The organism is Mycolicibacter acidiphilus (genome assembly GCF_018455725.1).
In the GTDB taxonomy this organism is placed as follows: domain Bacteria; phylum Actinomycetota; class Actinomycetes; order Mycobacteriales; family Mycobacteriaceae; genus Mycobacterium; species Mycobacterium acidiphilum.
Genome location: NZ_JAHCLR010000008.1, coordinates 1 through 23,421, shown reverse-complemented (window position 1 = coordinate 23,421; position 23,421 = coordinate 1). Strand labels below are relative to the sequence as shown.

At 69.2% G+C, this 23,421-nt stretch carries 24 protein-coding genes and 2 pseudogenes; 16 read left to right on the top strand and 10 right to left on the bottom strand.

What is annotated here, in order from left to right; genetic code table 11:
• Positions 1-97 precede the first annotated feature (97 nt).
• On the top strand, positions 98-622 hold the full coding sequence (locus tag KIH27_RS06590; protein WP_214092142.1) for an MTB12 C-terminal domain-containing protein: 525 nt from the start codon (positions 98-100) through the stop codon (positions 620-622).
• 108 nt (positions 623-730) lie between these two features.
• Here KIH27_RS06590 and KIH27_RS06585 read toward each other — a convergent pair whose 3' ends face one another.
• The 4 genes from KIH27_RS06585 to KIH27_RS06570 all read right to left on the bottom strand — a co-directional run bounded on the left by KIH27_RS06585 (position 731) and on the right by KIH27_RS06570 (position 4,174).
• Complete coding sequence (locus KIH27_RS06585; protein ID WP_214092141.1) at positions 731-1,807, bottom strand: L,D-transpeptidase; 1,077 nt, start codon at positions 1,805-1,807, stop codon at positions 731-733.
• Between the two features lie 119 nt (positions 1,808-1,926).
• Positions 1,927-3,204 (bottom strand): MFS transporter, encoded by a 1,278-nt coding sequence (locus KIH27_RS06580; RefSeq protein ID WP_214092140.1) that lies wholly within the window; start codon positions 3,202-3,204, stop codon positions 1,927-1,929.
• Positions 3,205-3,281: 77 nt separating this feature from the next.
• Positions 3,282-3,581, bottom strand: a complete 300-nt coding sequence (locus KIH27_RS06575) for a metal-sensitive transcriptional regulator (protein ID WP_214092139.1) — start codon at positions 3,579-3,581, stop codon at positions 3,282-3,284.
• Entirely contained in the window at positions 3,578-4,174 is a 597-nt protein-coding gene (locus KIH27_RS06570; RefSeq protein WP_214092138.1) for a DUF305 domain-containing protein, read from the bottom strand. The genes KIH27_RS06575 and KIH27_RS06570 overlap by 4 nt, the downstream gene beginning before the upstream one ends.
• 78 nt (positions 4,175-4,252) lie before the next feature.
• Between KIH27_RS06570 and ilvD the strand changes: the two genes are divergently transcribed.
• Complete coding sequence (gene ilvD / locus KIH27_RS06565; protein WP_214092137.1) at positions 4,253-5,971, top strand: dihydroxy-acid dehydratase; 1,719 nt, start codon at positions 4,253-4,255, stop codon at positions 5,969-5,971.
• Positions 5,972-6,051: 80 nt separating this feature from the next.
• Here ilvD and KIH27_RS06560 read toward each other — a convergent pair whose 3' ends face one another.
• Complete coding sequence (locus KIH27_RS06560; protein WP_214092136.1) at positions 6,052-6,708, bottom strand: O-methyltransferase; 657 nt, start codon at positions 6,706-6,708, stop codon at positions 6,052-6,054.
• Positions 6,709-6,817: 109 nt separating this feature from the next.
• Here KIH27_RS06560 and mymT point away from each other — a divergent pair, with 109 nt between their 5' ends.
• Positions 6,818-6,964 (top strand): copper-binding metallothionein MymT, encoded by a 147-nt coding sequence (gene mymT, locus KIH27_RS06555; protein WP_214092135.1) that lies wholly within the window; start codon positions 6,818-6,820, stop codon positions 6,962-6,964.
• 49 nt (positions 6,965-7,013) lie between these two features.
• Here mymT and KIH27_RS06550 read toward each other — a convergent pair whose 3' ends face one another.
• The 3 genes from KIH27_RS06550 to KIH27_RS06540 are packed head-to-tail and all read right to left on the bottom strand — an operon-like array spanning position 7,014 to position 9,168.
• Positions 7,014-7,517, bottom strand: coding sequence for a TIGR04338 family metallohydrolase (locus KIH27_RS06550; protein ID WP_214092134.1), 504 nt, complete (start codon positions 7,515-7,517; stop codon positions 7,014-7,016).
• Entirely contained in the window at positions 7,514-8,272 is a 759-nt protein-coding gene (locus KIH27_RS06545; protein ID WP_214092133.1) for a DUF2786 domain-containing protein, read from the bottom strand. The genes KIH27_RS06550 and KIH27_RS06545 overlap by 4 nt, the downstream gene beginning before the upstream one ends.
• A 44-nt stretch (positions 8,273-8,316) precedes the next feature.
• Positions 8,317-9,168, bottom strand: a complete 852-nt coding sequence (locus KIH27_RS06540) for an alpha/beta hydrolase (protein WP_214092132.1) — start codon at positions 9,166-9,168, stop codon at positions 8,317-8,319.
• A gap of 47 nt (positions 9,169-9,215) precedes the next feature.
• Here KIH27_RS06540 and KIH27_RS06535 point away from each other — a divergent pair, with 47 nt between their 5' ends.
• The 7 genes and pseudogenes from KIH27_RS06535 to KIH27_RS06505 all read left to right on the top strand — a co-directional run bounded on the left by KIH27_RS06535 (position 9,216) and on the right by KIH27_RS06505 (position 15,098).
• A complete protein-coding gene (locus KIH27_RS06535) occupies positions 9,216-9,956 on the top strand; it encodes a glucose 1-dehydrogenase (protein WP_214092131.1) in 741 nt (246 codons plus the stop codon).
• An 82-nt stretch (positions 9,957-10,038) separates the two neighbouring features.
• Positions 10,039-11,163 (top strand): NDMA-dependent alcohol dehydrogenase, encoded by a 1,125-nt coding sequence (locus tag KIH27_RS06530; RefSeq protein WP_214092130.1) that lies wholly within the window; start codon positions 10,039-10,041, stop codon positions 11,161-11,163.
• A 17-nt stretch (positions 11,164-11,180) separates the two neighbouring features.
• Positions 11,181-11,900: a pirin family protein gene (locus KIH27_RS06525; RefSeq protein WP_214092129.1), complete on the top strand. Its 720-nt coding sequence runs from the start codon at positions 11,181-11,183 to the stop codon at positions 11,898-11,900.
• Positions 11,901-11,994: 94 nt separating this feature from the next.
• Positions 11,995-13,485: a PecA family PE domain-processing aspartic protease gene (locus KIH27_RS06520; RefSeq protein WP_214092128.1), complete on the top strand. Its 1,491-nt coding sequence runs from the start codon at positions 11,995-11,997 to the stop codon at positions 13,483-13,485.
• A 30-nt stretch (positions 13,486-13,515) separates the two neighbouring features.
• Positions 13,516-13,629 carry a type II toxin-antitoxin system YafQ family toxin gene (locus tag KIH27_RS06515; RefSeq protein WP_214092241.1) on the top strand — a complete coding sequence of 38 codons (114 nt, stop codon included), beginning with the start codon at positions 13,516-13,518 and terminating at the stop codon, positions 13,627-13,629.
• Between the two features lie 145 nt (positions 13,630-13,774).
• Positions 13,775-13,909 (top strand): annotated as a pseudogene (locus KIH27_RS06510) (type II toxin-antitoxin system ParD family antitoxin); the annotation flags it as partial.
• A 91-nt stretch (positions 13,910-14,000) separates the two neighbouring features.
• Positions 14,001-15,098 (top strand): phosphodiester glycosidase family protein, encoded by a 1,098-nt coding sequence (locus KIH27_RS06505; protein WP_214092240.1) that lies wholly within the window; start codon positions 14,001-14,003, stop codon positions 15,096-15,098.
• Positions 15,099-15,111: 13 nt separating this feature from the next.
• Here the strand turns inward: KIH27_RS06505 and KIH27_RS06500 are convergent, their stop codons facing one another.
• Positions 15,112-15,765: an Rv1363c family protein gene (locus tag KIH27_RS06500; protein WP_372451314.1), complete on the bottom strand. Its 654-nt coding sequence runs from the start codon at positions 15,763-15,765 to the stop codon at positions 15,112-15,114.
• A gap of 342 nt (positions 15,766-16,107) precedes the next feature.
• On the bottom strand, positions 16,108-16,701 hold the full coding sequence (locus KIH27_RS06495) for a hypothetical protein (protein ID WP_250149705.1): 594 nt from the start codon (positions 16,699-16,701) through the stop codon (positions 16,108-16,110).
• Between the two features lie 245 nt (positions 16,702-16,946).
• Between KIH27_RS06495 and KIH27_RS06490 the strand changes: the two genes are divergently transcribed.
• From KIH27_RS06490 to KIH27_RS06465, 6 genes and pseudogenes are all read left to right on the top strand, one after another.
• A complete protein-coding gene (locus tag KIH27_RS06490; protein ID WP_214092126.1) occupies positions 16,947-17,816 on the top strand; it encodes an MlaE family ABC transporter permease in 870 nt (289 codons plus the stop codon).
• A 2-nt stretch (positions 17,817-17,818) separates the two neighbouring features.
• Complete coding sequence (locus KIH27_RS06485) at positions 17,819-18,676, top strand: ABC transporter permease (RefSeq protein WP_214092125.1); 858 nt, start codon at positions 17,819-17,821, stop codon at positions 18,674-18,676.
• Between the two features lies 1 nt (position 18,677).
• Positions 18,678-20,297, top strand: coding sequence for an MlaD family protein (locus KIH27_RS06480; RefSeq protein ID WP_214092124.1), 1,620 nt, complete (start codon positions 18,678-18,680; stop codon positions 20,295-20,297).
• Complete coding sequence (locus KIH27_RS06475; protein ID WP_214092123.1) at positions 20,294-21,373, top strand: MCE family protein; 1,080 nt, start codon at positions 20,294-20,296, stop codon at positions 21,371-21,373. The genes KIH27_RS06480 and KIH27_RS06475 overlap by 4 nt, the downstream gene beginning before the upstream one ends.
• A complete protein-coding gene (locus tag KIH27_RS06470) occupies positions 21,366-22,430 on the top strand; it encodes an MCE family protein (protein WP_214092122.1) in 1,065 nt (354 codons plus the stop codon). The genes KIH27_RS06475 and KIH27_RS06470 overlap by 8 nt, the downstream gene beginning before the upstream one ends.
• Positions 22,427-23,386: pseudogene (locus KIH27_RS06465) on the top strand (MCE family protein); the annotation flags it as partial. The gene KIH27_RS06470 and the pseudogene KIH27_RS06465, both read left to right, overlap by 4 nt.
• Positions 23,387-23,421 lie beyond the last annotated feature (35 nt).

The following is a 23,421-nucleotide window of genomic DNA, read 5'->3' as shown; positions in this document are numbered from 1 at the left end:
GCTGCGTGGGCTGACGTAGGCGTGATCGAGCCACCTACACGGCGATGACAGGCTAGGATCGGCAACACCAAGTTGGTTCGGGAAGGCCGGCGCACAGATGATCCGGACCGCCACGCTCCGTCGCATCGCAACGCAGGTGATGATGGCCGCGCTGGTTGTCGCCGCAGCGCCGGTCACGGCCACCGTCCCAGCCCAGGCTGACTGCGGCGACCCCGGCCAACCTGCCTGCACCGGTCCGGTTCCCACCGTCGACCGGGTGGTCGCCATCATGGCCGAGTTGACCGACCCGAACATCCCCGCCGCGAACAAAACCGACATCGTCACCCCCGGGTTCACCCCGGAGGAAGCCCAGACGGTCGACGATCATCTGAATCGGATGGCCGCGCACTATCTGCCACTGAACTTCGTCGTGACGGACATCCAGCCCGCACCCGACAACCTGGCCGGCGCCACCCTTGCCGCAACCGGACCAATACCGCTGTACCTGCACACATACCCCAGACCAATCGTGCTGGCCGACCAGGGCGAGCACTGGCTGATCACCCACGACAGCGCAATATCAATGCTGGACGTGTTCTACCGCGCCGCGAGCTACCGTCCCGTCCCCGTTGTGATCCCCTGAGACGCCCGACTACGCCCTGTACAGCCGGGATGCCCGGACGCCCGCCGAACGAAACGACCCCCGCACGCAAGGAGCGCGTGCGGGGGTCGTTCGTCGGGTTCGGACCGGCTACATCTGCCAGTCGTTGGACCCGTCGTTCTTGGTGTAAGTGCCGACGGAGTTCTTCACCACGACCGGGTCACCGCTGCCGAAGTTGTCGTAGAACCACTTCGCGTTGGCCGGGCTCAGGTTGATGCAGCCGTGGCTGACGTTGCGCTTGCCCTGGTCGTTCACCGACCACGGCGCGCTGTGCACGAAGCCGCCCGAGTTGTCGATGCGCACGGCGTCCTGCACGGTCAGCTTGTAACCCCAGCTGGAGTTGACCGGCACTCCGTAGGTGGAGGAGTCCATCACCACCGTCGGCATCTTCTCCAGCACGTAGTAGGTGCCGTTGGGCGTCTCGTGGCCGCCCGCGGACATCCCCATCGACATCGGGAACGTCTTCTCCACCACCCCGTCCCGGGTGATCGTCATCTGGTGCGTCTTGTCGTCGGCGGTGGCGATCAGCGACTCCCCGGTGCGGAAGCTCGACAGGGTGCCGGCCGCGTCGATGTTGACCGTGGTGTTGGCGGGCCAGAGGTTGAACGGCCGCCACCGCAGCTGGCTGGGCGTCATCCAGTAGAACTTGCCGGACACCGGCGGGTTCGAGGAGATGTGGATCGCCTGCTCGGCCATCGCCTTGTCGGCGATCGGGCGCTGGAAGTTGATGATGATCGGCTTGGCGACGCCCACCATCGACCCGTTCACCGGGTTGAACGTCGGCGGCAGGAACGGCGCGGCGCCGGTGAACGGCTCCGGGTTCTGCCCGACGACTGGGCCCGACGTGACCGGTGCGCTGGCCGGGGTCACGGCACCCGGCACACCGGCCGGTGGCACCGGTACCGGCTCAGCCACCGGTTCCGGTGCCGGCGGCGGCGGGGGCGGCGGCGGAGGAGGCGGGGGCAGCTCCGGCGCGGGCGGCGGCGGTGCGACCTCGGCGGGCGGCGGAACGTCCACCGGGCCGGTGTTCACCGCGGCCGGGTCGGCCGGCGGCTGCTGCGGGTCGGCCAGCGCCGTCCCGCAACCAAGTGTGAGTGCTGCGGCCAGTCCGGCCGCACTGAACCAGGCCCCGACCACAGCGGGCGTTTCCCGCCTCCATGGCGACATTGCATGTACCTCCGGTCACATTCTTCAAACAAGTGTTGCATAACACGGAGGTCAGCTAACTTTCACAGCACCCGGAAAACGCCGGGCACCCCGGATCGACACCCGTTCTACCTGGGATTTCAGCCGTCGTCGGAGTGGCGAACGTTACGATCGTCGACCGGCGAGGAAACAACGAAAACGCCGCGGGTGGCCGCCATCCCGGCCAGCACCCCGCTGATCAGCACCGCCGACGCGGCCAGCATCGCCGGCACCCCGGCCCGGTCGTAGAGCAGTCCGCCGAGCAGCGACCCGGCCATGATGCCGACCTGGAACGCGGCCACGTACAGCCCGGACGCGCCGTCGGGGTCCTCGGGCGCACTGCGCATCGCCGCCGACTGCAGCACCGGCGACACCGCCATCGACATCGCACCCCACAGCACGATCGCCACGGTGCCGGCCACCGTCGTCGCGACGCTCGGGCGGCCGTTCAGCGCCAGCCCGGTCAACAGCAGGAACGCCGCCGTCAGCAGCGCCATGCAGGTCAGCACCGCCAGCTTCGGCCGGCGGTCCAGCGGCCGGGCGACCAGTGGCACCGCGACCAGCCCGGCGATCCCGAACGCCGCCAGGAACCACGCCTGGTCCGGGCCGTCGACCCCGACGACGTCGCGGATGATCACCAGGATGAAGGTGTAGGAGATGAAGTGGCCGGCCACGGCGGTCAGCGTCAACCCGCTCAGGCTCAGCAGCCGGCCGTTGCGGTGGTGCTTGGCCTGGCGGCCGACGCCGGCCAACTGTTCGGCGCTCAGCGTCAGCCGGGGCAGCACCGACCAGGCCGCCGCGGTGACGGCCGCGGACGCGACCGCGACGACGGCCACCGCCACCCGCCACCCCCACATCAGGCTCATCGCCGTGACCAGCGGGTTGCCCAGCACCAGCGCCAGGCTGGTGCCCAGGTAGATCACCGTCGTCGCCCGCCCGGCATGACTGGCCGGCACCAGCCGCGCGGCGATCGGGGCGATCACCGACCACATCAGCCCGTGGGTGATCGCGCAGAGCACCCGGGCGCCGGCCAGCACCCAGAAGTTCGGCGCCACCGCCGAGATCACCTGCGAGACGGTCAGGCACAGCAGCGTCAACAGCAGCGTCTCGCGCCGCGGCCAGCGCGCCGTCCAGCGCACCAACGGGATCGTCGTCACCGCCGCGATCACCGCGTACCAGGCCAGCAGGGTCCCGACCAGCGCTTCGCTGACGTCCAACCCGAGCGCGATCGCGGTCAGCGCACCCACCGGCACGGTCTCGGCGGTGACGTAGATGAACGCGGCCGCTGCGAGCACGGTCAACTGCACCGCGACCCGCGGCGTCCAGGGTGACCGGGTTTGCCGCGGCCCTTGCGAGGTATTTCGAGTTTCGGCAGTCATGGTGTGGGGCAGCGTCGAGTGGTGTGGGCGCAGGGCGCTCCCCGGAACTGCTGGATCACATGGTAACGGCGCTGTGCTCAGGATCGCACCAGCCGCGCGATAGCGGCGGAGGCTTCGGCCAGCTTGGCGGCGCGGTTCGCCTCGGCGCCGGCGCCCTCGTCGCCGGCGGCCCCGTGCACGCAGTGCCCGAGGTGCTCGTCGAGCAGGTTCAGCGCCACCGACCGCAGCGCACTGCTCACCGCGCTGATCTGGGTGAGGACGTCGATGCAGTACTTGTCCTCGTCGATCATCTTGGCGATCCCGCGCACCTGGCCCTCGATGCGGCGCAGGCGTTTGGCGTAGTTGTCCTTGTTCGGGGAGTAGGCCGGGGTGGTCATGACGCCGCCTGCATCGCGGTCATCCGGTCCAGGCCGGCCTGCTGGGTCGCTTCGACGGTGTGCGCGACGCCGATGATGTCGGTGCTCTGCCCGTGTTCGATCTCGTTGCGCGTCAGCGTGATCCCCCCGCGGTGGTTGGCGATCATGGTCTGCAGCCACAGTGTGTCGAACGCCGGGCCGTGCAGCGTGTCGAGCCGGTTCACGGTGGCCTGATCCGCCACCCCGGCGACCGGGGCGTCGTCGCCGGACCGCAGTTCCTGCTCCCACTGCAGCAGCTGCGCCTGGAATGCCTGCTTCTCGGACATCTGCGTCATCACCATCTGCTGCGCCAGCTGATCCAGCGCGGTGTTGGACGTGTGCGACGGCACCAGCATCGCCAACTGGATCGACTGCTGGTGGTGTTCGATCATGTCCTGCAGGAACCGGACGTCCTCGGCGCTGTGCGTGGTCGCGGTCGACGTGCTGGAGTGCTTCGCCGACGGCGCCGCGGTGGACCGGCAGGAACTGACGGTCGCACCGGCGCCGAGCGTCAGCCCGACGACCAGCACCGGGGTCAGAACGGGTGCGAAGCGGCGAGCGGCGACCGATCTCATCCCGCCACTGTAACGCATACCCCCTCGGGGTATTTTTATTCGTTTGGTCCGGTAAACCGGGACGGGCATACTGTCACGGTGACTTCCAAGCCCGAAAACGCCCCCGGCACCGTCGACATCAAACCGCGCAGCCGCGACGTCACCGACGGCCTGGAGAAGACCGCCGCCCGCGGCATGCTGCGTGCGGTCGGCATGGGCGACGACGACTTCGCCAAGTCCCAGATCGGGGTGGCGTCGTCATGGAACGAGATCACCCCGTGCAACCTGTCGCTGGACCGGCTGGCCAAGGCGGCCAAGGAGGGTGTGCACGAGGCCGGCGGCTACCCGCTGGAGTTCGGGACCATCAGCGTCTCCGACGGCATCTCGATGGGGCACGAGGGCATGCACTTCTCGCTGGTGAGCCGCGAGGTGATCGCCGACAGCGTCGAGACCGTGATGTGCGCCGAGCGCCTGGACGGCTCGGTGCTGCTGGCCGGCTGCGACAAGAGCCTGCCCGGCATGCTGATGGCCGCGGCCCGGCTGAACCTGTCCTCGGTCTTCCTCTACGCCGGTTCCACCATGCCCGGCTACGCCCACCTCACCGACGGCACCGAGCGCGAGGTGACGATCATCGACGCGTTCGAGGCGGTCGGGGCGTGCTCACGCGGGCTGATGAAGCGCGAGGACGTGGAGATCATCGAACGCTCGATCTGCCCGGGCGAGGGCGCCTGCGGCGGGATGTACACCGCCAACACCATGGCCAGTGCGGCTGAGGCACTGGGCATGTCGCTGCCGGGCAGCGCCTCCCCGCCGGCGGTCGACCGGCGCCGCGACGGCTACGCCAAGGCCAGCGGCGCGGCCGCGGTGGAGTTGCTGCGCCGCGGCATCACCGCCCGCGACATCCTGACCAAGGAGGCGTTCGAGAACGCGATCGCGGTGGTGATGGCGTTCGGCGGATCGACCAACGCGGTGCTGCACCTGCTGGCGATCGCCCACGAGGCCGACGTCGACCTGACCCTGGCCGACTTCTCCCGGGTCGGCGCGAAGGTGCCGCACCTGGCCGACGTGAAACCGTTCGGCGCGCACGTCATGTACGACATCGACAAGATCGGCGGCGTGCCGGTCATGATGAAGACGCTGCTGGAGGCCGGTCTGCTGCACGGCGACTGCATGACGGTGACCGGAAAGACGATGGCGGAGAACATCGCCGACCTCAATCCCCCGGTCGTCGACGGCAAGGTGCTGCACGCGCTGACCAACCCGATCCACCCGACCGGCGGCATCACGATCCTGCACGGCTCACTGGCGCCGGAGGGCGCGGTGGTGAAGTCCGCGGGCTTCGACACCGACGTGTTCGAGGGCACCGCACGGGTTTTCGACGGTGAGCGGGCTGCGCTCGACGCGCTCGAGGACGGCACCATCACCGCCGGCGACGTGGTCGTCATCCGCTATGAGGGCCCCAAGGGCGGCCCGGGCATGCGCGAGATGCTGGCGATCACCGGCGCGATCAAGGGCGCCGGTCTCGGCAAGGACGTGCTGCTGATGACCGACGGCCGGTTCTCCGGCGGGACGACGGGGCTGTGCGTCGGGCACATCGCACCGGAGGCGGTGGACGGCGGACCGATCGCGTTCATCCGCGACGGCGACCGGATCCGACTCGACGTGGCCAACGCGAAACTCGACCTGCTCGTCGACGCCGACGTGCTGGCGGTGCGGGCCGAGGACTTCACCCCGCCGGCGCCGCGCTACACCCGCGGCGTGCTGGCCAAGTACCGCAAGCTGGTGCACTCGGCGGCCACCGGCGCGGTCTGCGGGTAGCCTCTGCGCGACCGTGCATAGTTGACCGGCATTTCCCCAGGTGGGCCCGGTGAACTATGCACGGTCGCGGGTTGCTTGGGCTATTTCACCAGGGCGAGCGCGAAGCCGTCCCAGCCCTTCACCCCGACGGTCTGGATGGCGGCGGCCTCCAGCTTCGGGTGCTCCCCGAGCAGTTCCAGTGACCGCCGGGTGCCGCGGGTGCCGTCGTCGTGCGGTTCCAGGATCTTCCCGTCGCGAATCACGTTGTCCACCACGATCACCGAACCCGGCCGGGTCAACTGCAGCGCCCACTCCACGTAGGCGGCGTTGTTCTCCTTGTCGGCGTCGATGAACACCAGGTCGAATGGGGCGCTGCCGGTCAGCAGCGGCAGCGATTTCAGCGCCGGCCCCACCAGCACCCGCACCCGGGCGCCCACCCCGGCCTGGTCCAGGTTGGCCTGCGCCACCGCGGCGTGTTTCGGGTCGTATTCGCAGGTCACCACCGAACCGTCGGCGCCGACCGCCCGCGCCAGCCAGATCGTGCTGTAGCCGCCCAGCGTGCCGATCTCCAGGATCCGCTTCGCGCCGACGGCGGTGGCCAGCAGATTCAGGAACCGGCCCTGCTGCGCGGAGACGGCGATCGCCGGCAGTCCGGCGTCGGCACTGGCGGTCAGGGCGGCGGCCGTGTCGGGATCGTCGCCGCCGATGGCGTGATCCAGGAAGTCGTCGACGGCGGCGGGCGTGGTCTCTGCGGTCATGGTCATCAGATTATCCGACGATCCCCCTTGATACCCCATACCCCTACCGGGTATACAGAAGGTGTTGCCGGTCAACCGGTCGGTGACGAACCCGAAAGGAGTGAGACCCATGGGAATCAACGAATCCGGCACCCTGCTCACCTGCACCCACGCCGACTGCGGCTGCCGGGTGCGGATCGAGGTGCCATGCGGATGCGACGGCGCTTCCGACGCCTACCGGTGCGGCTGCGGGGCCGACCTGGTCGCCGTCAGCTGAGTCGCGCCGTCGGGGCCGGGGGCGCCACCGGTCTCGACGTGCCGACCGGTCAGCGCACGCCCTCGTGCGCGTACACCACCCGCAGCACGTAGCCGAGTTCCGGGCCCATCACGATCCCGGCCAGTTCGGCCAGTGTCGCGGTGAACGAAGGCCCGTGCGGCGGGTTCGCACCGCACAGGTGGTGCGCGATCTCGTGCAGCACCACCAGTTCCCGCATCGCCCAATCACCGCTGCGCCGATCGGGAACCGCGACAATCGCTGTCCCGTCGGCGTTTTCGTAGTGCGCGGCGGTCGCACCGCGGCGCGCCCTAACCGCCAGCGCCCCGGCCGCCGGCCACGTCGCGCGCACCGCGGGCAGGGCCAGCACGTCGTCGACGTAGCGCTGCACCGCCGCCACCGAGCCGAACCGCGCCTCCGGCGGCAGCGTCAGCGGGGTGCCGAAGAAGTCGACAGTGCCCGACCCGCGCTGCGCCGCACGGTCGAACAGGGTCCGCACGAAACCCTCCGCGGCGTAGACCCTGGCGCGCTGCGTGTCGCGCTGCCCCGCGCTCACCGCTCCAGTCTGGTCCGGGCGCCGGGCAGTTCAGGGCTGGCCCCGAGCCGGGCCCGTTGGCCGGCCCGGTCACCGGCACGCCGGGCGGCCGACGAATACCCCGCCGAGGCCCGGCTCGCCTGCCAGCGACCGCGGGCCCGCGAGGTGCTGCGGTAGTAGTCGTGCAGCTCGATCTCCTTGTTGCGCAACGCCAGTGCGGTCCCCGGTGCCCGGCCGCGGTCCTGCTCGGCCTCCCGGCGGGTCTCGTCGCGGGCCTCGGCCAGCCGGGCGCCGACCCGGGCGCCGAACGCCAGCTGGAAGTTCAGCCGGGCGGTGATCGTCGGGGTGGGCCGGTGCTCCCCGGAGGCGATGTAGGCGTCGGAGGCGCGCACCATCTGCACGACGAGTCCGGCGTAGAGCGCGTGCGCGGCGTCGATGTCCTCGGCGAACCCGTAGGCGTAGACGAACGTCGAGTTCGACGCGACGTCGCAGCGCACCTCGTTGGCGGATGCGATCCCCACGAACAGCTGCACGTAGGTGCGCAGCCCCCGGGTGCCGGCCTCGCCGATCGTGATCGTGCGCTGCACCGGGGCGGTCGCCGCCGTCCGCGCTGCGGAATGCGAGCGGGCCACCGCCAGGTCGATGGAGGTCGCCGTCGCCAGCCGCTGGGCCGCCGCCATGAACGCCTCGGCCTCGTGGGCGTTGTCGGTGCCTTCGGCCTGGCGCAGCAGCGCGGCGATCCGCGCCAGCATCTTGTCCTCTGTTGCGGCGGTCATGGACGCACGCTAACCGACTCGGCCGACACCGCGCCGACCGTCATTCACAGGTGCGCGTCGATCCACCCGACGACGTCGGCGAGGACCTGCTCACGCTCGGGCTCGTTGAACACCTCGTGGTAGAGGCCCGGGTAGACGGTCAGCTGCACGTCGGCGGAGCCGGCGCACTCGGCCAGCCGACGGCTGCCGGCGGCCGGCACCAGGCCGTCGTCCTCGCCGTGGATCACCAGCAGGGGTGCCGACAGCGCCGCCGCCCGCTGTGGCATCGTCTCCCCCACCTGGATCAGCGCCCGGGCCACGCCCGCCGGCACCCGGCCGTGGTGCACCAGCAGGTCGCTGTCGTAGGCGGCGACCACCGCGGGATCGCGGGAGACCAGGCTCGAGTCGAGTTTCTCCACCGGCAGTCCGGGGGCGATCGCGCCGAGCGCCTTCGCGACGAACGCCAGCACCGGCGAGACCGCATCGGTCATGTCCACCGCAGGCCCGGACAGCACCATCAGCCGGTAGTCGTCGGGCCGGTCGACGCCGTAGCTGAACACGATCGCCCCGCCCATGCTGTGGCCGAGCACCACCACCGGCAGCCCTGGATGCTCCCGGGCGGCGATGCCGACCAGCGTGTGAAAGTCACCGGTGTACTCCGAAAGGTCGTGCAGCAGAACCCGTTTGCCACCGGACCGGCCGTGCCCGCGGTGGTCCAGCGCGTACGTCGCCAAGCCGGCGGCGCCGAACCGCTGCGCGACGTGGTGGTAGCGCCCGGCGTGCTCGCCGAAGCCGTGGGACAGCACCACCACCGCACGCGGCGCCGCCGCCGGCGCCCAGGTGTCGTAGACGATCCGCACCCCGCGCTGCCCGTCGAAGGCATGTTCAGTGCGGGTTGCGGGGTCGGTGGCTGCCATCAGGGCAGCCTAACCGGGGCCCGCGCACCCCGGTAGCGTGACCGGGCATGGGACGAGTCGACGGCAAAGTGGCACTGATCAGCGGCGGCGCGCGGGGCATGGGTGCGGCCGACGCCCGCGCACTGGTCGCCGAGGGGGCCCGGGTGGTGATCGGCGACGTCCTCGACGAGGAGGGCGCCAAAATCGCGCTCGAACTCGGGGACGACAACGCCCGCTTCGTGCACCTCGACGTCACCCAGCCCGATCAGTGGCAGGCGGCCGTCGACACCTGCGTCGAGGCGTTCGGCAAGCTCGACGTGCTGGTCAACAACGCCGGGATCGCCAACGTCAACACGCTGGAGAACTTCTCCCTGGAGCAGTGGCAGAAGATCATCGACATCAACCTGACCGGGACGTTCCTGGGCATGCAGGCCGCGGTCGCGCCGATGAAGGCCGCCGGCGGCGGGTCGATCATCAACGTCGCCTCGATCGAGGGCCTGCGCGGCAGCCCCGGACTGTACGGCTACGTGGCCTCCAAGTTCGGGGTGCGCGGACTGGCGAAAGCCGCCGCACTGGAACTGGCCGAGCACAACATCCGGGTGAATTCGGTGCTGCCCGGGCTGGTGCGGACCCGGATGACGATCGCGATCCCGGACGATTTCCTGCAGATCCCGCTGGGCCGCGGCGCCAAGCCCGCCGAGGTGGCCGCCTGCGTGCTCTACCTGGCCTCCGATGAGTCGTCGTACTCGACCGGGGCCGATTTCGTCGTCGACGGCGGCCTGACCGCCGGGATTCCACACAAAGGTTAGTAATACGCCGTTTCCGCACTTCAGAGAACTCACAGGCAGCTGAGTTGTAACACGTTCTCACGGTGTGACTAATATCTCTCGCATGAAGACCAAGGGTGCACTGCTGTGGGAGGTCAACTCGCCGTGGCGGGTCGACGAGATCGAACTGGACGACCCGGTTGCCGACGAGGTTCAGATCCGGATGCATGCCGCGGGCATGTGCCATTCCGACTATCACCTGACCACCGGCGCCACCCCGATGGGCCTGCCGGCGCTCGGCGGCCATGAGGGCGCCGGCGTGGTCACCAAGGTCGGCAAGAACGTGACCGGCATCGAGGAGGGCGACCACGTCATCCTGGCCTTCATCCCGGCCTGCGGCGTCTGCCCGCCGTGCATGAAGGGCTTCCGGTCGCTGTGTGACCGCGGCGCGGTGCTGCTGGGCGGCAAGGCGATCGCCGACGGCCGGTCCTGGATCCACGCCGGCAGCCACGAGGTGTCGCCGATGAACCTGCTCGGCACGTTCGCGCCGTACATGACCGTGCACAAGGATTCCGTCGTCAAGATCGACAAGGACGTGCCGTTCGAGTCGGCGGCGATCATGGGCTGCGCAGTCCCGACCGGGTTCGGGTCGGCCACCAACGTCGCCGAGGTGCAACCGGGCGAGACCGTCATCATCATCGGCGTCGGCGGCATCGGGATGAGCGCCCTGCAGGGCGCGGTGCTCTCCGGGGCGCGCCGGGTGATCGCGATCGACCCGTCGGAGTTCAAGCGCGAGCAGGCGATCAAGTTCGGCGCCACGCACGTCTACCCGTCGATGGCCGAGGCGATCATGCCGGTGATGGAGGAGACCTGGGGCCTGATGGCCGACAAGACCATCATCGCCGTCGGCGAGATGAAGGGTGAATACCTCGAAGAGGCGATGATCCTGACCGCCAAGACCGGCACCTGCGTGGTGACCGGGATGGGCAGCATGGTCGACGCCGACGTCAAGCTGAACCTGTTCCTGTTCACCATGTTGCAGAAGACGTTGAAGGGCAACATCTTCGGCGGCGGCAGCTCGCACATCGAGACGCCGCGGCTGGTGGGGCTGTACAAGTCCGGGCTGCTCAAGATCGACGAGATGATCACGCAGACCTACAAGCTCGAGGACATCAATCAGGGCTACCAGGACATGCTCGACGCCAAGAACATCCGCGGCGTCATCACGTTCGACGAGAGCGACTGGTGACCCATTAACCTGAAGCGATGACCACCTTCGACGTCCGGGCCGCCGCCGACCGCGCGGTGTCCCGGACGTCGTGGCTTGAGTCCCGGCATTCGTTCTCGTTCGGGGACTACTACGACCCGGACAACACCCACCACGGGCTGCTGCTGGTCAACAACGACGACGTGGTCGCACCGGATTCGGGCTTCGACACCCACCCGCACCGGGACGCCGAGATCGTCACCTGGGTGCTCTCCGGCGCGCTGAGCCATCGTGATTCGATCGGCAACTCCGGTGTCGTCGTCCCCGGACTGGCGCAGCGGATGTCGGCGGGCAGCGGCATCCTACACTCGGAGCGCAATGAATCCGCCGATGAGCCGGTGCATTTCGTGCAGATGTGGATCATGCCGGACACCCCCGGGCGCACCCCGGGATACCAGCAGCGGGAGGTCGGTGCCGCACTCGACGGCGGCGGGTTGGTGACCGTCGCGTCCGGCAGCGACCCCGACGCCGCCATCACCATCGGCAACGCCAACGCCACCCTGTACGCCGCCCGGTTGCAGCCGGGCGACAGTGTCGAACTGCCCGATGCGCCCTATGCGCACCTGTTCGTGCCGAGCGGCTCGGTGGAGCTGGAAGGGGCGTGTCCGCTGGCAACCGGCGACGCGGTCCGGTTCGCTGGGGGCGGCGGGCAGCGGGTGACGGCCACCGCACCGGCGGAGGTGCTGATCTGGGCGATGCGGTCACGACTCGGCGGCTGAGTTCGCCGTCAGCTCACATCCAGTGGACGCACAGTATTTTCGGGCATGCTGATCCTGCTTTTCACATGATCTGCTTACCGAAAGGTCTCTCTCGATGCCTCGTCACCGCCGGAGAATCGGACGCACGACTGCGGCGGGAGCGCCGGTCTGCGCGTTCCTGGCGCTGCTGGCCGCCCCGGTGGCGGGTGCCGACGTCGATGACCTGATCACCGACCTGGTCAACCCCGCCGACTGGGCCGGCAGTGCGGCCGTCGACCCGTCGGATTTCTGGGCGCAGACCCTGCAGCAGGACCTGGTGCTGCCACTGCACGCCGCGGTCGAGAACTTCCTCGACACCCCGGCCGGCAAAGCACTCGATTCGAATGTCGCGTTTCAGTTCTTCGACGACAGTTGCGGCCTGATCTGCAACGGCGCCCCGGGCACCGAGGCGCATCCCGACGGCGGCAACGGCGGCCTGCTGTTCGGCGACGGCGGCGCCGGCTGGACCAGCACCGAGGCCGGGGTGGCCGGCGGCGACGCGATCGGGCTGATCGGCAACGGCGGCACGGGCGGGGCCGGCGGGGCCGACGCCCACGGCGGGGCCGGCGGTATCGCCACCGACATCGGCAACGGCGGCGCCGGCGGCAACGGCGGGGCGGGCGCGATCGGCGGGCTCGGCGGCTGGGGCGGCGCGACGGCCGGGGTGACCGGCGCCGACGGCACCGGGGCCGCGATCCACGGTGCGGTGCCGCTGACCGTGCACAACAACGAACCGGTCATCAACGTCTCGATCGGCGGCGGTCCCGCGGTGCCGATGCTGGTCGACACCGGTTCGGCCGGCCTGATGGTTCCGCTGTCGGATGTCGGGGTGCAGCACATCGGGTTCCCCACCGGCATCGGGTTCGCCAAGTTCGGCGGCGATGAGCAGATCGTCTACCTGAAGGTCCCGACGACGATCTCGTTCGGCGGCGACACCGGCACCCAGGCGGTCGTCGACGACGTGCCGGTCTTCGGCTTCCCACACGGCTTCAACTCGATCATGACGCCCGGAATCGACGGCATCGTCGGCGTCGGCCCCGGCGCGCTGGGCCCGGCCGTCAGCCCGGTGGCGGCGCTGCCTGGCGACCTGAACCAGGGTGTGCTGATCGACGAGCCGCAGAGCCTGCTGCAGTTCGGCGCCAACCCGCTGCCCGAGCGCGTGGCGCTGGACGGCTCGCCGCTGGTCGATCACCTGAGCCTGCAGATCGGCGACGGCCCGCTGGTGCCGTTCAACCAGGTGGTGGCGATCGACTCCGGCGGCAAGGTGGGGATGTTGCCGTCGTCGGTGTTCGATGGCGCGCTGTCCGGATCGAGTGGCGGGTTGGCCTACTCGGTCTACTCCGACACCGGCAGCGGCGATCCGACGCTGGTGTACTCCTACACCCCGGACGCGCAGACCGGTTCGCCGCTCGTCCTGCCCGACGCCCAATTGAAGGACCTCTACTTCTTCCCGAACACCGGCAACGCGCCGTTCCTGGGGCAGCCGGTGTACATCGCGAACAGCCCGAGCGGCAGCGGGCAGACGATCTTCGACGAGTTGCCGGGCACCGTGACGCCCAAGCTGTAGCTACGTGACCACGGCCTCACAGGCAATTAGATCGGGTTTCGCGACTGCCATCTCCGCCCCGACCCGGCGCTGATCTACACGAAGCCCGAAGACGGGACGTTGGCGCTCGCCAGATTGGGTTCACACAGTGAACTAAGCCTGTAGCGCCCCAACATCACCACGTAGCTTCGACCGGGACTCGGCCCGGGATACGTTCTGATCGCCCGCAAATCTTCGGCTCCGGAAGGTGCTGCCCTCGATATCGATAATCGGTATCGTGCATTTCATGGGCAAGGACACCCCGTTCGCGCTCGACCCCCACGAGACTCCACTGCGCGCGTTACGCGACGCCCTTGAAACCGGTGAGCGCAGCGGTGAATCGACACCGTTCGACTTCGACGCGTTCCTGGACGGCAAACGGGCCTCCGAAGCCGCCACCGGATAACCACTTCAAAACCGTACCGGCACAACCCGATCACACCCGTTGACAGTGCGCTGATCGCCGTTAACGTGGAAAGTTGTTGTCTCCCAGTCGTATGCCGAAGGGCCGAACATTGCCGACACTCGCCGCGATCGCCCGGCGCGCGGCCGCCTGCTGCGCGGCGATGCTGCTGCTGTGCACGGCCGGGCCGCCGGTGGCACGGGCGGTCGACGGACGCGACCAGTTGGCCGCCGCGATCGCCCGCAGCCGCGGCTCCTACCTGGTCTACAACTTCGGCGGCGGTCACCCGACGCCGATGCTCAACGCGGCCGGCAACTGGTATGAGATGCCCAACGGCGGGCACCTGACCGTCATCAAGTCGGCGTCCCGGCAACTGGAGCCACATCTGCTGGTGGACAGTCACTCCGGGCAGCAGTCCCGGTGCGAGCGCAATCCGCGGGCCCGCACCGGCGAGGGACTGCATCAGGCCTCGGAGATCTACACCCCGCTGCAGGCCTGGCAGGCGCTGGGGCGGCCGACGGTGGCGATCAACGCGAACTTCTTCGACATCCGCGGCCAGCAGGGCGGCTCGTGGCGGTCCACCGGTTGCAGTTCACCGCTGGGCGTCTACGTCGACAACACCCGCGGACAGGGCCGGGCCAACCAGGCGGTGACCGGCACCATCCCCTACGCGGGCAAGCAGGGCCTCTCCGGCGGCAACGAGCACTGGTCCACACTGGCGACGATGATCCTGCCGACCCACGGTGTGCCACAGGTGATCTGGCCCAACGGCGGCCGCGACGGCGGGGACTATGACGCGGCCGGGCCGACTGTCACCGACCTGGTCAACCGGGGCGAGCGGTTCGTGGCGATCAGCGGGCTGGGTCTGCTCGCCCCCGGTGTCAGCGGCCAGCTCAACGACGGTGGGCCGAGCGCGGCCCGCACCGCGCTCGCCTACTCCCGGCCGAAAGACGAGATGTACATCTTCCAGGGCGGCAACTACACCCCGGACAACATGCAGGATCTGTTCCGCGGCTTGGGTTCTGACACCGCGATCCTGCTCGACGGTGGGACGTCGTCGGCGATCGTGCTGCGCCGCGACGTCGGCGGCATCTGGGCGGGGGCTGGCACGCCGCGCGGATCGTGCGACAACGCCCTGGTGCTGTGCGACGCGCACGAGCGTGCGCTGCCGGGCTGGCTCGGGTTCAACTAGCCGCCGCCGTCACTCAGGGCATGTCGACTTTGGCGGCCAGCCAGCGGCCGCCGACCTTCTCCATCGTCATCACGATGCGGCTGCGGTCGATCTGCGGCTCCGGGCTGGCCTTGTTGCTCACCGCCTGATCCACGAACAGCAGCACCTCGACCCGCTTCTTGGTGGCAGACGAGACGGCGGCATCGACGACGGTGCCGTGCGCGGTCGCCCTGTTCTCGATCAGCAGGCGACGAAGCTGTTCACTGGATTTGGCGTACATCTCCTTGAACTCACCGGTGGCGCCGTCGAGCACCTCGGCGAAATTCTTGTCGATGTCGTCGGGGTTCACCCCGGTCAGCGTCAGCGTGTAGCGTTCGGCGGCTTCGAGCGCCTGCGCGGCGGCCACCGCCCGCTCGTGCTGGGCGTACAGCAGCCAACCCTCGTACGACGCGACGATCACCCCGAGCGCGAGCACAGCCACCGCGAGCCACGACCGCCGCGACGCGGGAGGCGCGACTACCGCCGGCACGTCGAGGGGTTCGGGGGCCTCGGCGGCCTCGGGGGTTTCGGGGGGTTCGGGGGCCTCGGGGGTTTCGGGGGTTTCGGGGGTTCCGCCGACACCCTCGGCGTCGTCTTCCGGGGCCTCCGTCGCAGCCGGCTCCGGTTCGGGCCGGTCGTCGTCGAACAGCCGCCGGACGTCGTCGTACTCCCGGCGCAGTTCGGGATCGGAGAGCACGCCGAAGGCCTCGAACACCTCGGTGGACCGCGCGCCGCCGCGCACCAGCGCTCGGTAGGCGGTCTTGATCTCGTCGGCGGAGGCATCGGGGGTCAGGCCCAGATCGACATAGAAATCCCTGTCGATCCACTCACGCCGGGCCATTACGCGTCACCTTCTCCTTCGGGGTCGCCCCGGGGGCGGGTCGACCGCGCCGACGGTACCGGAGAGCCCCCGCCCCCGTCGCCAGCGTGCAGAACTCACCACCCCCACCTGGACTTTTACCGGTGATCTGTGCACGCCCGCGGCAGAGGATTACGTGCAGGCCCCGGAGTTGCGCAGCGCGGCGCCCCACCCCGCGGCGGCGTCGATGTGCGGGCGGGTGAACCCCGACGGCTGCCGCTTGCGCATGCCGTCGGCGATGCGGGACAGCTGGAACAGCACGCCGGTGAGCTGTTCGCCGCCGTAGATCGGTGAGTACGGCCCGTAGTTGTCCGGGTTGTTGCGGATCGTCAGCGGCGCCAGTCGCGGGCCCAGGAAGCCGGTCGACCGGTCGATGTTGGCGACGACGGCGTCGACCTGCCCCTGCAGCCCGGGATAGACGTCGTGCCTTGTGTCCAGGGCGTGGTTGACGTCGTTGATCTGCCCCAGCAGCGGGTCGAACTGCGCTCCGAACCACTGGCAGGAGTCCGACATGCCGCTGATCATCTCCGGCGTCAGCTGGTAGGTGAACGTGTTGTACGGCCAGAAATCCGAATGCGGCGACCAGTCCGTGGGCACGGGGGTGAACACCGGCAGCGCCGGTGGCGGCTGCCCCGGATCGGCAGCCGCACCGGGCAGCCCCAACCCCGCGACGCTCACCGCGCAGGCCGCCCACACCGCGACCGCACGCGCCGTTTTTCCCGCCATCGGCATCCTCCCCACCGTCGTCACCAGCCATAACTCAAGTCATGTTGCCCCGGCCCGCAACGTCAGTACATTGTGTCCGACATCATTACGCGATCAACAGTGCCGTTATCGTCACATGAATTTCCTCTCACATCGAGCGAACCCTACCGCGGAGTAAGAAGGGTGGTTAGCATGTCGGCCATGCTTCGTCCCCTTCGTCCGCAGTTGCGGTCGTCATGCGGACCGGATATCCGGAGCCGGCGACCATGACCGCGCAGGACGAGCGCGACCTGGTCGGCGAACCGCCGCTGGATGGGGTTGCCGCAATAGAGGATTGGGCCGTCGGCTACGTCAAACGGCACCCGATGGCTTCACTGACCACGGTCGGCGAGCAGTGCATCCTCGCGGTCCGCACCATCCAGTACTTCTTCGCCGACCTGTTCAGCGGCCAGTTCCAGTGGGGCGAGTTCGTCCGGCAGAGCGCGTTCATGGCGACCACCGCGGTGCTGCCGACGGTCCTGGTGGCGCTGCCGATCGGGGTGACGCTGTCGATCCAGTTCGCGCTGCTGGCCAACCAGGTCGGCGCCACCTCGATGGCCGGCGCCGCCGCCGGGCTCGCGGTGATCCGACAGGCCGCCTCCCTGGTGGCGGCGATGCTGATGGCCGCCGCCGTCGGCTCGGCGATCACCGCCGACCTGGGTTCGCGCACCATGCGCGAGGAGACCGACGCGATGGAGGTCATGGGGGTCTCGGTGATCCGGCGACTGGTCGTGCCCCGGTTCGGTGCGGCGATCATGATCGGCCTGGCTCTGACCGGGATCACCTGCTTCGTCGGCTTCCTGGCCAGCTACCTGTTCAACGTCTACTTCCAGAAGGGCACCCCGGGCAGCTTCGTGGCGTCGTTCTCGTCGTTCGCCACCACCGGCGACATGATCGTCGCGCTGCTCAAGGCGATCGTCTACGGCGCGATCGTCGCGGTGGTGTCCTGCCAGAAGGGGCTGTCCACCAAGGGCGGGCCGGCCGGCGTCGCCAACTCGGTGAACGCCTCGGTGGTGGAGGCGATCCTGGTGCTGATGATCGTCAACGTCGGGATCAGCCAGCTCTACAACGTGCTGTTCCCGCGAACGGGGCTGTAGGCGTGGCCGTCTCAACGTACGTCCCGACGATCGCGCGGCCGCTGGTCGCCGGCTACCGGCTGCTGTCCAAGCCGACCATCAAGCTCGGCCACATGCTGGTGTTCTTCGGCCGGGCCGCCGCCGGCGTGCCGACGGTGTTCCGGCACTACCGCAAGGAGTTCCTGCGGCTGCTCTCCGACATCGCCTGGGGCAACGGCTCGATCGTGGTCGGCGGCGGCACCGCCGGGGTGGCGATCGTGCTGGGCTTCACCGCCGGCGCCCTGGTGGCGATCGAGGGCTATAACTTCCTGAACCTATTGGGCCTGGGGCCGGCCACCGGTTTCATCTCCTCCCTGGTCAACACCCGCGAGCTGGCGCCGATCATGGCGGCGATGGCGTTCGCCATGCAGGCCGGCTGCCGGTTCACCGCGCAGCTCGGCGCGATGCGGATCGCCGAGGAGATCGACGCCCTGGACTCGATCGCGATCCGGCCGATCCCGTTCCTGGTCACCACCCGGCTGCTGGCGTCGACGATCGCGGTCATCCCGCTGTACGTGGCCTGCCTGGCCATCACCTACCTGACCTGCCAGGTCGTCACCGGGGTCATCAGCGGCGGGTCGATCGGCCCGTACCTGCACTACTTCACGATGATGCTGGCCGGCAAGGACATCGTCTACTCGATCCTCAAGTGCGTGGTCTTCGTCTGGCTGGCGTCGACCGTGCAGTGCTACTACGGCTTCTACGCCTCCGGCGGCCCGGAGGGCGTCGGCGTCGCCGCCGGTCACGCGATGCGGGCGTCGATCACGATCGTGATCATGGTCAACATGCTGCTGACGATGGCGCTGTGGAGCGTCGACGCCGGCGCCAGGTTCGGCGGCTGACATGGGTATCGGCACCGGCAACTCCCTCGACACCGACGGCCGCGGCCCCTCGGAGCGCCAACTGCTCGGCGCCGGGGCCGTGGTGCTGACGGTGATCGTGCTGGTCACCGCGACTCTGCTGGCGAAGTCCACCGGCATGCTCAACGCCTACGTGCGGGTGATCGCCGACCTGGTCAACGTCGGCGACGGGCTGCCGGCCAAGTCCGACGTGCGCTACCACGGACTGCTGGTCGGCGACGTCACCGACGTGATCCCGGCCGCCTACGGCAAGCCGAACTACGTGCACATCGAGCTCAAACCGGAGTTCGCCCGCGACATCCCCAAGACGGTGACCGCGCGGGTGGTGCCGTCGAACGTGTTCGCGGTGTCGTCGATCCAGCTGGTCGACCCCGGCGGCGTGGAGAGTTCGGCCGCCGCCATCGACCCGGGCACCCACATCCCCGAGGACGGCGACCTGTCGACGGTGCTGTTTCAGACCACGGTGTCCAAACTCCGCGACATCCTGGCCGCCACCGGCCGCGGGCGCGAGGACCACAGCCTGGGCATCCTGGCCGCCGTCGGCGCGGCCACCGACAACCGCCGGGTGAAGCTGCTCAACGCCGGTGCGCACATGACCCGGCTGCTGGACCAGCTGAACGGGATCGTCGCCACCGAGCCGGGGCCGTCGACGGTCTCCGCGCTGCTCAGCGCCACCCAGGGCCTGGCCGCCACCGCACCCGACCTGGTCGACGCACTGCACCAGGCGGTCGAGCCGATGCGGGTGTTCGCCGAGAAGCGCGCCCAGCTGGCGTCGCTGATCGGCGGCGCCCAGCACACCGTCGGCGTCACCCGGGAGTCCCTCGACAACCACATCGACCAGCTGATCCAGATCACCCACGATCTGACCCCGGTGATCGGGGTGTTCGCCAACAACCACGACAAGTTCGTGCCGATCTTCACCCGGGTGAACACGCTGTCGGACAAGTTCTTCAAAGAGCTCTACAACGACGACCTGATCACCAACAACATGCGGGTCAACCTGTCCTGGACCCCGATGCACACCTACACCCGGGCGGACTGCCCGCAGTACGGGGAGATGAAGGGCCCAAGCTGCTTCAACGCGCCGCTGATCGAGGTCCGCTCGGAGCTGCCGGAGAACATGCTGCCGCAGAACTACCACTTCCCGGCCGGCCTGGAACCGCCGCCGGGCACCGAGATCGGCCCGGACGGCAACCTGCGGGCGGTCGGGCCGCCGCTGATCAACCCGCACCCCGACCTGACCGACAACAACCCGCCGCTGCCGTGGTGGACCGGTCCGGCGCCCCGGATGCCCACCTCCGGCGACCCGCTCGACCCGGGACCCCCGCCACCGCCGGCACCGCCGATCCCGTCGCAGCCGCACGCGCCGGAGTTCTCACCCGCCGCACCGGTGGCACCGGCGTCCTACGGCGGCGGTACCGCGCCCGCCGCCTACGGCGGCAACGTGGGTCCGGTCGGCAGTCAGGCGGAGCGCAACCAGCTCGGCCTCATCACTGGGCAGCATGAGCCCGCGTCGGTGGCGACCCAGGTGCTGCTCGGCCCGGTCGCCCGCGGCACGGTGGTCTCGAAGGCAGGGGTCTCGAAAGCGGAGGGGCACAAGTGAAACTGCGCGGGCCGCTGATCGGCGTCTCGATCTTCATGGTCGTCGCCACCGTGCTGACCTGGCTGGTCTACGCCACGCTGCGCCGCGACGTGGCCGGGGCGACGACGCCGTACGCGGCGGTGTTCAGCGACGTGTACGGGCTGCGCGACGGCGACGACGTGCGGATGGCCGGGGTCCGGGTGGGCCGGGTGGAGAAGGTCGCGCTCGACGGCAAGCTCGCGAAGGTCTCGTTCATCGTGCAGAGCAACCAGCCGCTGTACGGCAACACGGTCGCGTCGGTGACCTATCAGAACATCATCGGGCAGCGCTACCTCGGCCTGTCGCTCGGCACGCTCGGCAACAACGAGCGGCTGCCCCGCGGCAGCGTCATCCCGCTGGAGCGCACCGAGCCGTCGTTCGACGTCGGTGTGCTGCTCAACGGGTTCAAACCGCTGATGTCGCTGCTGAATCCGAAGCAGGCCGACGATCTCACCAAGGGTGTGCTGCAGTCGCTGCAGGGCGACCGGGCGTCGATGGCGGAACTGGTGGATCAGTCCTCGACGCTGACCCAGACGCTGGCCGGCCGCGACGAGGTGCTCGGCGATCTGATCACCAGCCTGAACAAGGTCACCGGCACCATCGCCGGCCAGAACGACCAGCTGGACCACACACTGACCCAGGCCCGCCGCGCGATCGCCGACTTCGACTCGCGGCGCCCGGCGCTGCAGTCCTCGGTCGGCTCGCTGGCCCAGGTGACCCGGCAACTGTCGACGATCGCCGACGAGGTGTTCCCGTCGCTGGAGGAGATGGTCAACCGGCAGCCCGGCTTCACCAAGCACATGGCGCAGATCGAGCCGCAGCTGGCGTTCACCGGCGCCAACCTGCCGCTGCTGCTCAAGGGGCTGGGCCGGGTGTTCGGGGAGGGCTCCTACGGCTCGGCCTACGTCTGCGACCTCAACCTCGCCGGGTTCTGGCCGGGCCTCAACGACATGACCACGATCATCGTCAACGCCGCCACCCCCGGCAACGCCGCCCCGATCACCTCGAAGAACCTGGCCTGGCACACCCCGAGATGCAGGAACACCACCAATGGCTAGCGCACTGTTGACCCGGCTGGCCGAGCAGCGGCGGCGGCACTTCTCCGGCCCGCTGGAGTCCTACAACACCACCCTGCTGGGGTTCCTGGCGCTGGTGGTGGTGGCCGTCGTCGTCGCCGCATCGCTGTTCGTGAAGGTGATCGGCTTCGGCTACACCCGCTACACCGCGGAATTCGCCCAGGCGGCCGCGCTGGCCGCCGGCAACCCGATCACGGTCGCCGGCATCGAGGTCGGGCACGTGACCAGCATGAAACTCGTCGGGGACCACGTCGAGGCGGGCCTGAGCGTGCGCAACGACATCCCGATGGGCCGCGACACCCGCGCGGTCATCCAGGTCATGACGATCCTGGGCTCGCGCTACCTGCAGCTGGAGCCCGACGGTCCCGGCAAGGTGCCCGGGAAGCGGATCGACCTGGCGCACACCCAGGTGCCCTACGACCTACAGAGCCTGCTGGAGGACGCGACCACCACCTTCGACCAGGTCGACTCCGACCAGTTCGGGCAGTCGCTGGCCGTGCTGGGCCGGCAGCTGTCCGGCCTGCCGCCGATCATCCCGCAGGCGATGACGAACCTGCGCACGCTGGCGAAGATCACCGGGGACCGGCGCGACCAGCTCGGCACCCTGCTGGCCAGCACCGAGCGGGTGGCGAACACGCTACGCAACCAGCAGACCGACCTGGGCAACCTGGTCGACCAGAGCCAGGACTTCATCGGCGAACTGGTGGTGCGGCAGAACACCTTTCACGCGATGCTGGCGGCGCTGACCAACCTGGTGGCCAACCTGAACAACCTCGTCGTCAACGACCGCGGCATGCTCGACGACATGCTCGCGAACCTGCGGGAGCTCTCCGACATGCTGGGTCAGCATGACGATCTGCTGCGCAGCCTGCTGCAGTCCGCCCCGCCGGTGCTGCGCGGCCTGACCAACTCCACCGGGTACGGGCCGGCCGTCGAGTTCTACGTGGGCAACGGCATCGCGATCGACTCGTGGATGTGCGCGATCAGCGGACGCGCCAAGCAGTTCAACATGATCGAGTACTTCAAGGACTGCAAATGAGCGCGCCGCCGACCCTGCTCGAAGAGCACGTCGAGGAACCGGACGACACCCCGACCGTCACGCTGCGCACCTCGGGCAGCGACCGTGGCCGTCGCCGGGTCCGGGCGCTGGTCGCCGCGCTGATCGCCGGGGCGCTGGTGGTGGTCGCGGCCGGCGCCTACTACCTGCAGCCGTTCGGCGGCTCGCTCACACTGACCGCGCAATTCGACAGCGCCGCAGGGCTGTACGAGGACAACGTGGTCGCGGTGGTGGGGATGCCGGTCGGCAGGATCACCAAGATCACCCCGAAGGGCGAGTACGTCGAGGCGGAGTTCACCGTCGACCGCGGCGTGAAGATCCCCGCCGACGTGCACGCGGTCACGATCAACACCTCGATCCTCACCGCCCGCCAGATCGAGCTCACCCCGCCCTACCGGGGCGGCGAGACGATCAAGAACCACACCACGATCGGGCTGAACCGGACCAGGACCCCGGTGGCGTTCGACCGGGTGCTCGACATGCTCGACAAGGTGTCGAAGTCGCTCGGCGGTGACGGCAAGGGCAACGGGCCGGTCGCCGACGTCATCAACGCCGGCGCCGGCATCGCCGACGGCAACGGGGAGACCATCAAGTCCGCGCTCGGCGAACTGTCCCGGGCGCTCAAACTCAGCGCGGAGCGCGGCGAGACGACCCGCAACCAGTTGACCACGATCATCACCAACCTGAGCTCGCTGATGGACGCGGCGGCCCGCAACGACGACAAGCTGCGCCAGTTCGGGCACACCACCCGGCAGCTCAGCAAGATGCTCGCCGATGAGGACCTGGGCACCGGCCGCACCGGCCGCAAACTCAACGAGTTGGTGACGCAGGCGGGGGCGCTGATCGACGCCAACCGGGACCACCTCAAGTCGGCCGTGAAGAACGGCGACACCGCCTTCACCACCCTCGTCGACAAGCAGCGCGAGCTGTCGGAGCTCTGAGGAGCCTGACAAAATTCGGACAGTGAGTTTTT

Excerpts from the sequence above, each read along its gene's own strand:
- KIH27_RS06505 (WP_214092240.1), top strand. The coding sequence starts at position 14,001 with ATGCCGAAGGGCCGAACATTGCCGACACTCGCCGCGATCGCCCGGCGC.
- KIH27_RS06530 (WP_214092130.1), top strand. The coding sequence starts at position 10,039 with ATGAAGACCAAGGGTGCACTGCTGTGGGAGGTCAACTCGCCGTGGCGG.
- KIH27_RS06585 (WP_214092141.1), bottom strand. The coding sequence starts at position 1,807 with ATGTCGCCATGGAGGCGGGAAACGCCCGCTGTGGTCGGGGCCTGGTTC.
- KIH27_RS06570 (WP_214092138.1), bottom strand. The coding sequence starts at position 4,174 with ATGAGATCGGTCGCCGCTCGCCGCTTCGCACCCGTTCTGACCCCGGTG.
- KIH27_RS06590 (WP_214092142.1), top strand. The coding sequence starts at position 98 with ATGATCCGGACCGCCACGCTCCGTCGCATCGCAACGCAGGTGATGATG.
- KIH27_RS06575 (WP_214092139.1), bottom strand. The coding sequence starts at position 3,581 with ATGACCACCCCGGCCTACTCCCCGAACAAGGACAACTACGCCAAACGC.
- KIH27_RS06535 (WP_214092131.1), top strand. The coding sequence starts at position 9,216 with ATGGGACGAGTCGACGGCAAAGTGGCACTGATCAGCGGCGGCGCGCGG.
- mymT (WP_214092135.1), top strand. The coding sequence starts at position 6,818 with ATGGGAATCAACGAATCCGGCACCCTGCTCACCTGCACCCACGCCGAC.
- KIH27_RS06540 (WP_214092132.1), bottom strand. The coding sequence starts at position 9,168 with ATGGCAGCCACCGACCCCGCAACCCGCACTGAACATGCCTTCGACGGG.
- KIH27_RS06480 (WP_214092124.1), top strand. The coding sequence starts at position 18,678 with ATGGGTATCGGCACCGGCAACTCCCTCGACACCGACGGCCGCGGCCCC.
- KIH27_RS06580 (WP_214092140.1), bottom strand. The coding sequence starts at position 3,204 with ATGACTGCCGAAACTCGAAATACCTCGCAAGGGCCGCGGCAAACCCGG.
- KIH27_RS06495 (WP_250149705.1), bottom strand. The coding sequence starts at position 16,701 with ATGGCGGGAAAAACGGCGCGTGCGGTCGCGGTGTGGGCGGCCTGCGCG.
- KIH27_RS06490 (WP_214092126.1), top strand. The coding sequence starts at position 16,947 with ATGACCGCGCAGGACGAGCGCGACCTGGTCGGCGAACCGCCGCTGGAT.
- KIH27_RS06520 (WP_214092128.1), top strand. The coding sequence starts at position 11,995 with ATGCCTCGTCACCGCCGGAGAATCGGACGCACGACTGCGGCGGGAGCG.
- KIH27_RS06560 (WP_214092136.1), bottom strand. The coding sequence starts at position 6,708 with ATGACCGCAGAGACCACGCCCGCCGCCGTCGACGACTTCCTGGATCAC.
- KIH27_RS06470 (WP_214092122.1), top strand. The coding sequence starts at position 21,366 with ATGGCTAGCGCACTGTTGACCCGGCTGGCCGAGCAGCGGCGGCGGCAC.
- KIH27_RS06525 (WP_214092129.1), top strand. The coding sequence starts at position 11,181 with ATGACCACCTTCGACGTCCGGGCCGCCGCCGACCGCGCGGTGTCCCGG.
- KIH27_RS06545 (WP_214092133.1), bottom strand. The coding sequence starts at position 8,272 with ATGACCGCCGCAACAGAGGACAAGATGCTGGCGCGGATCGCCGCGCTG.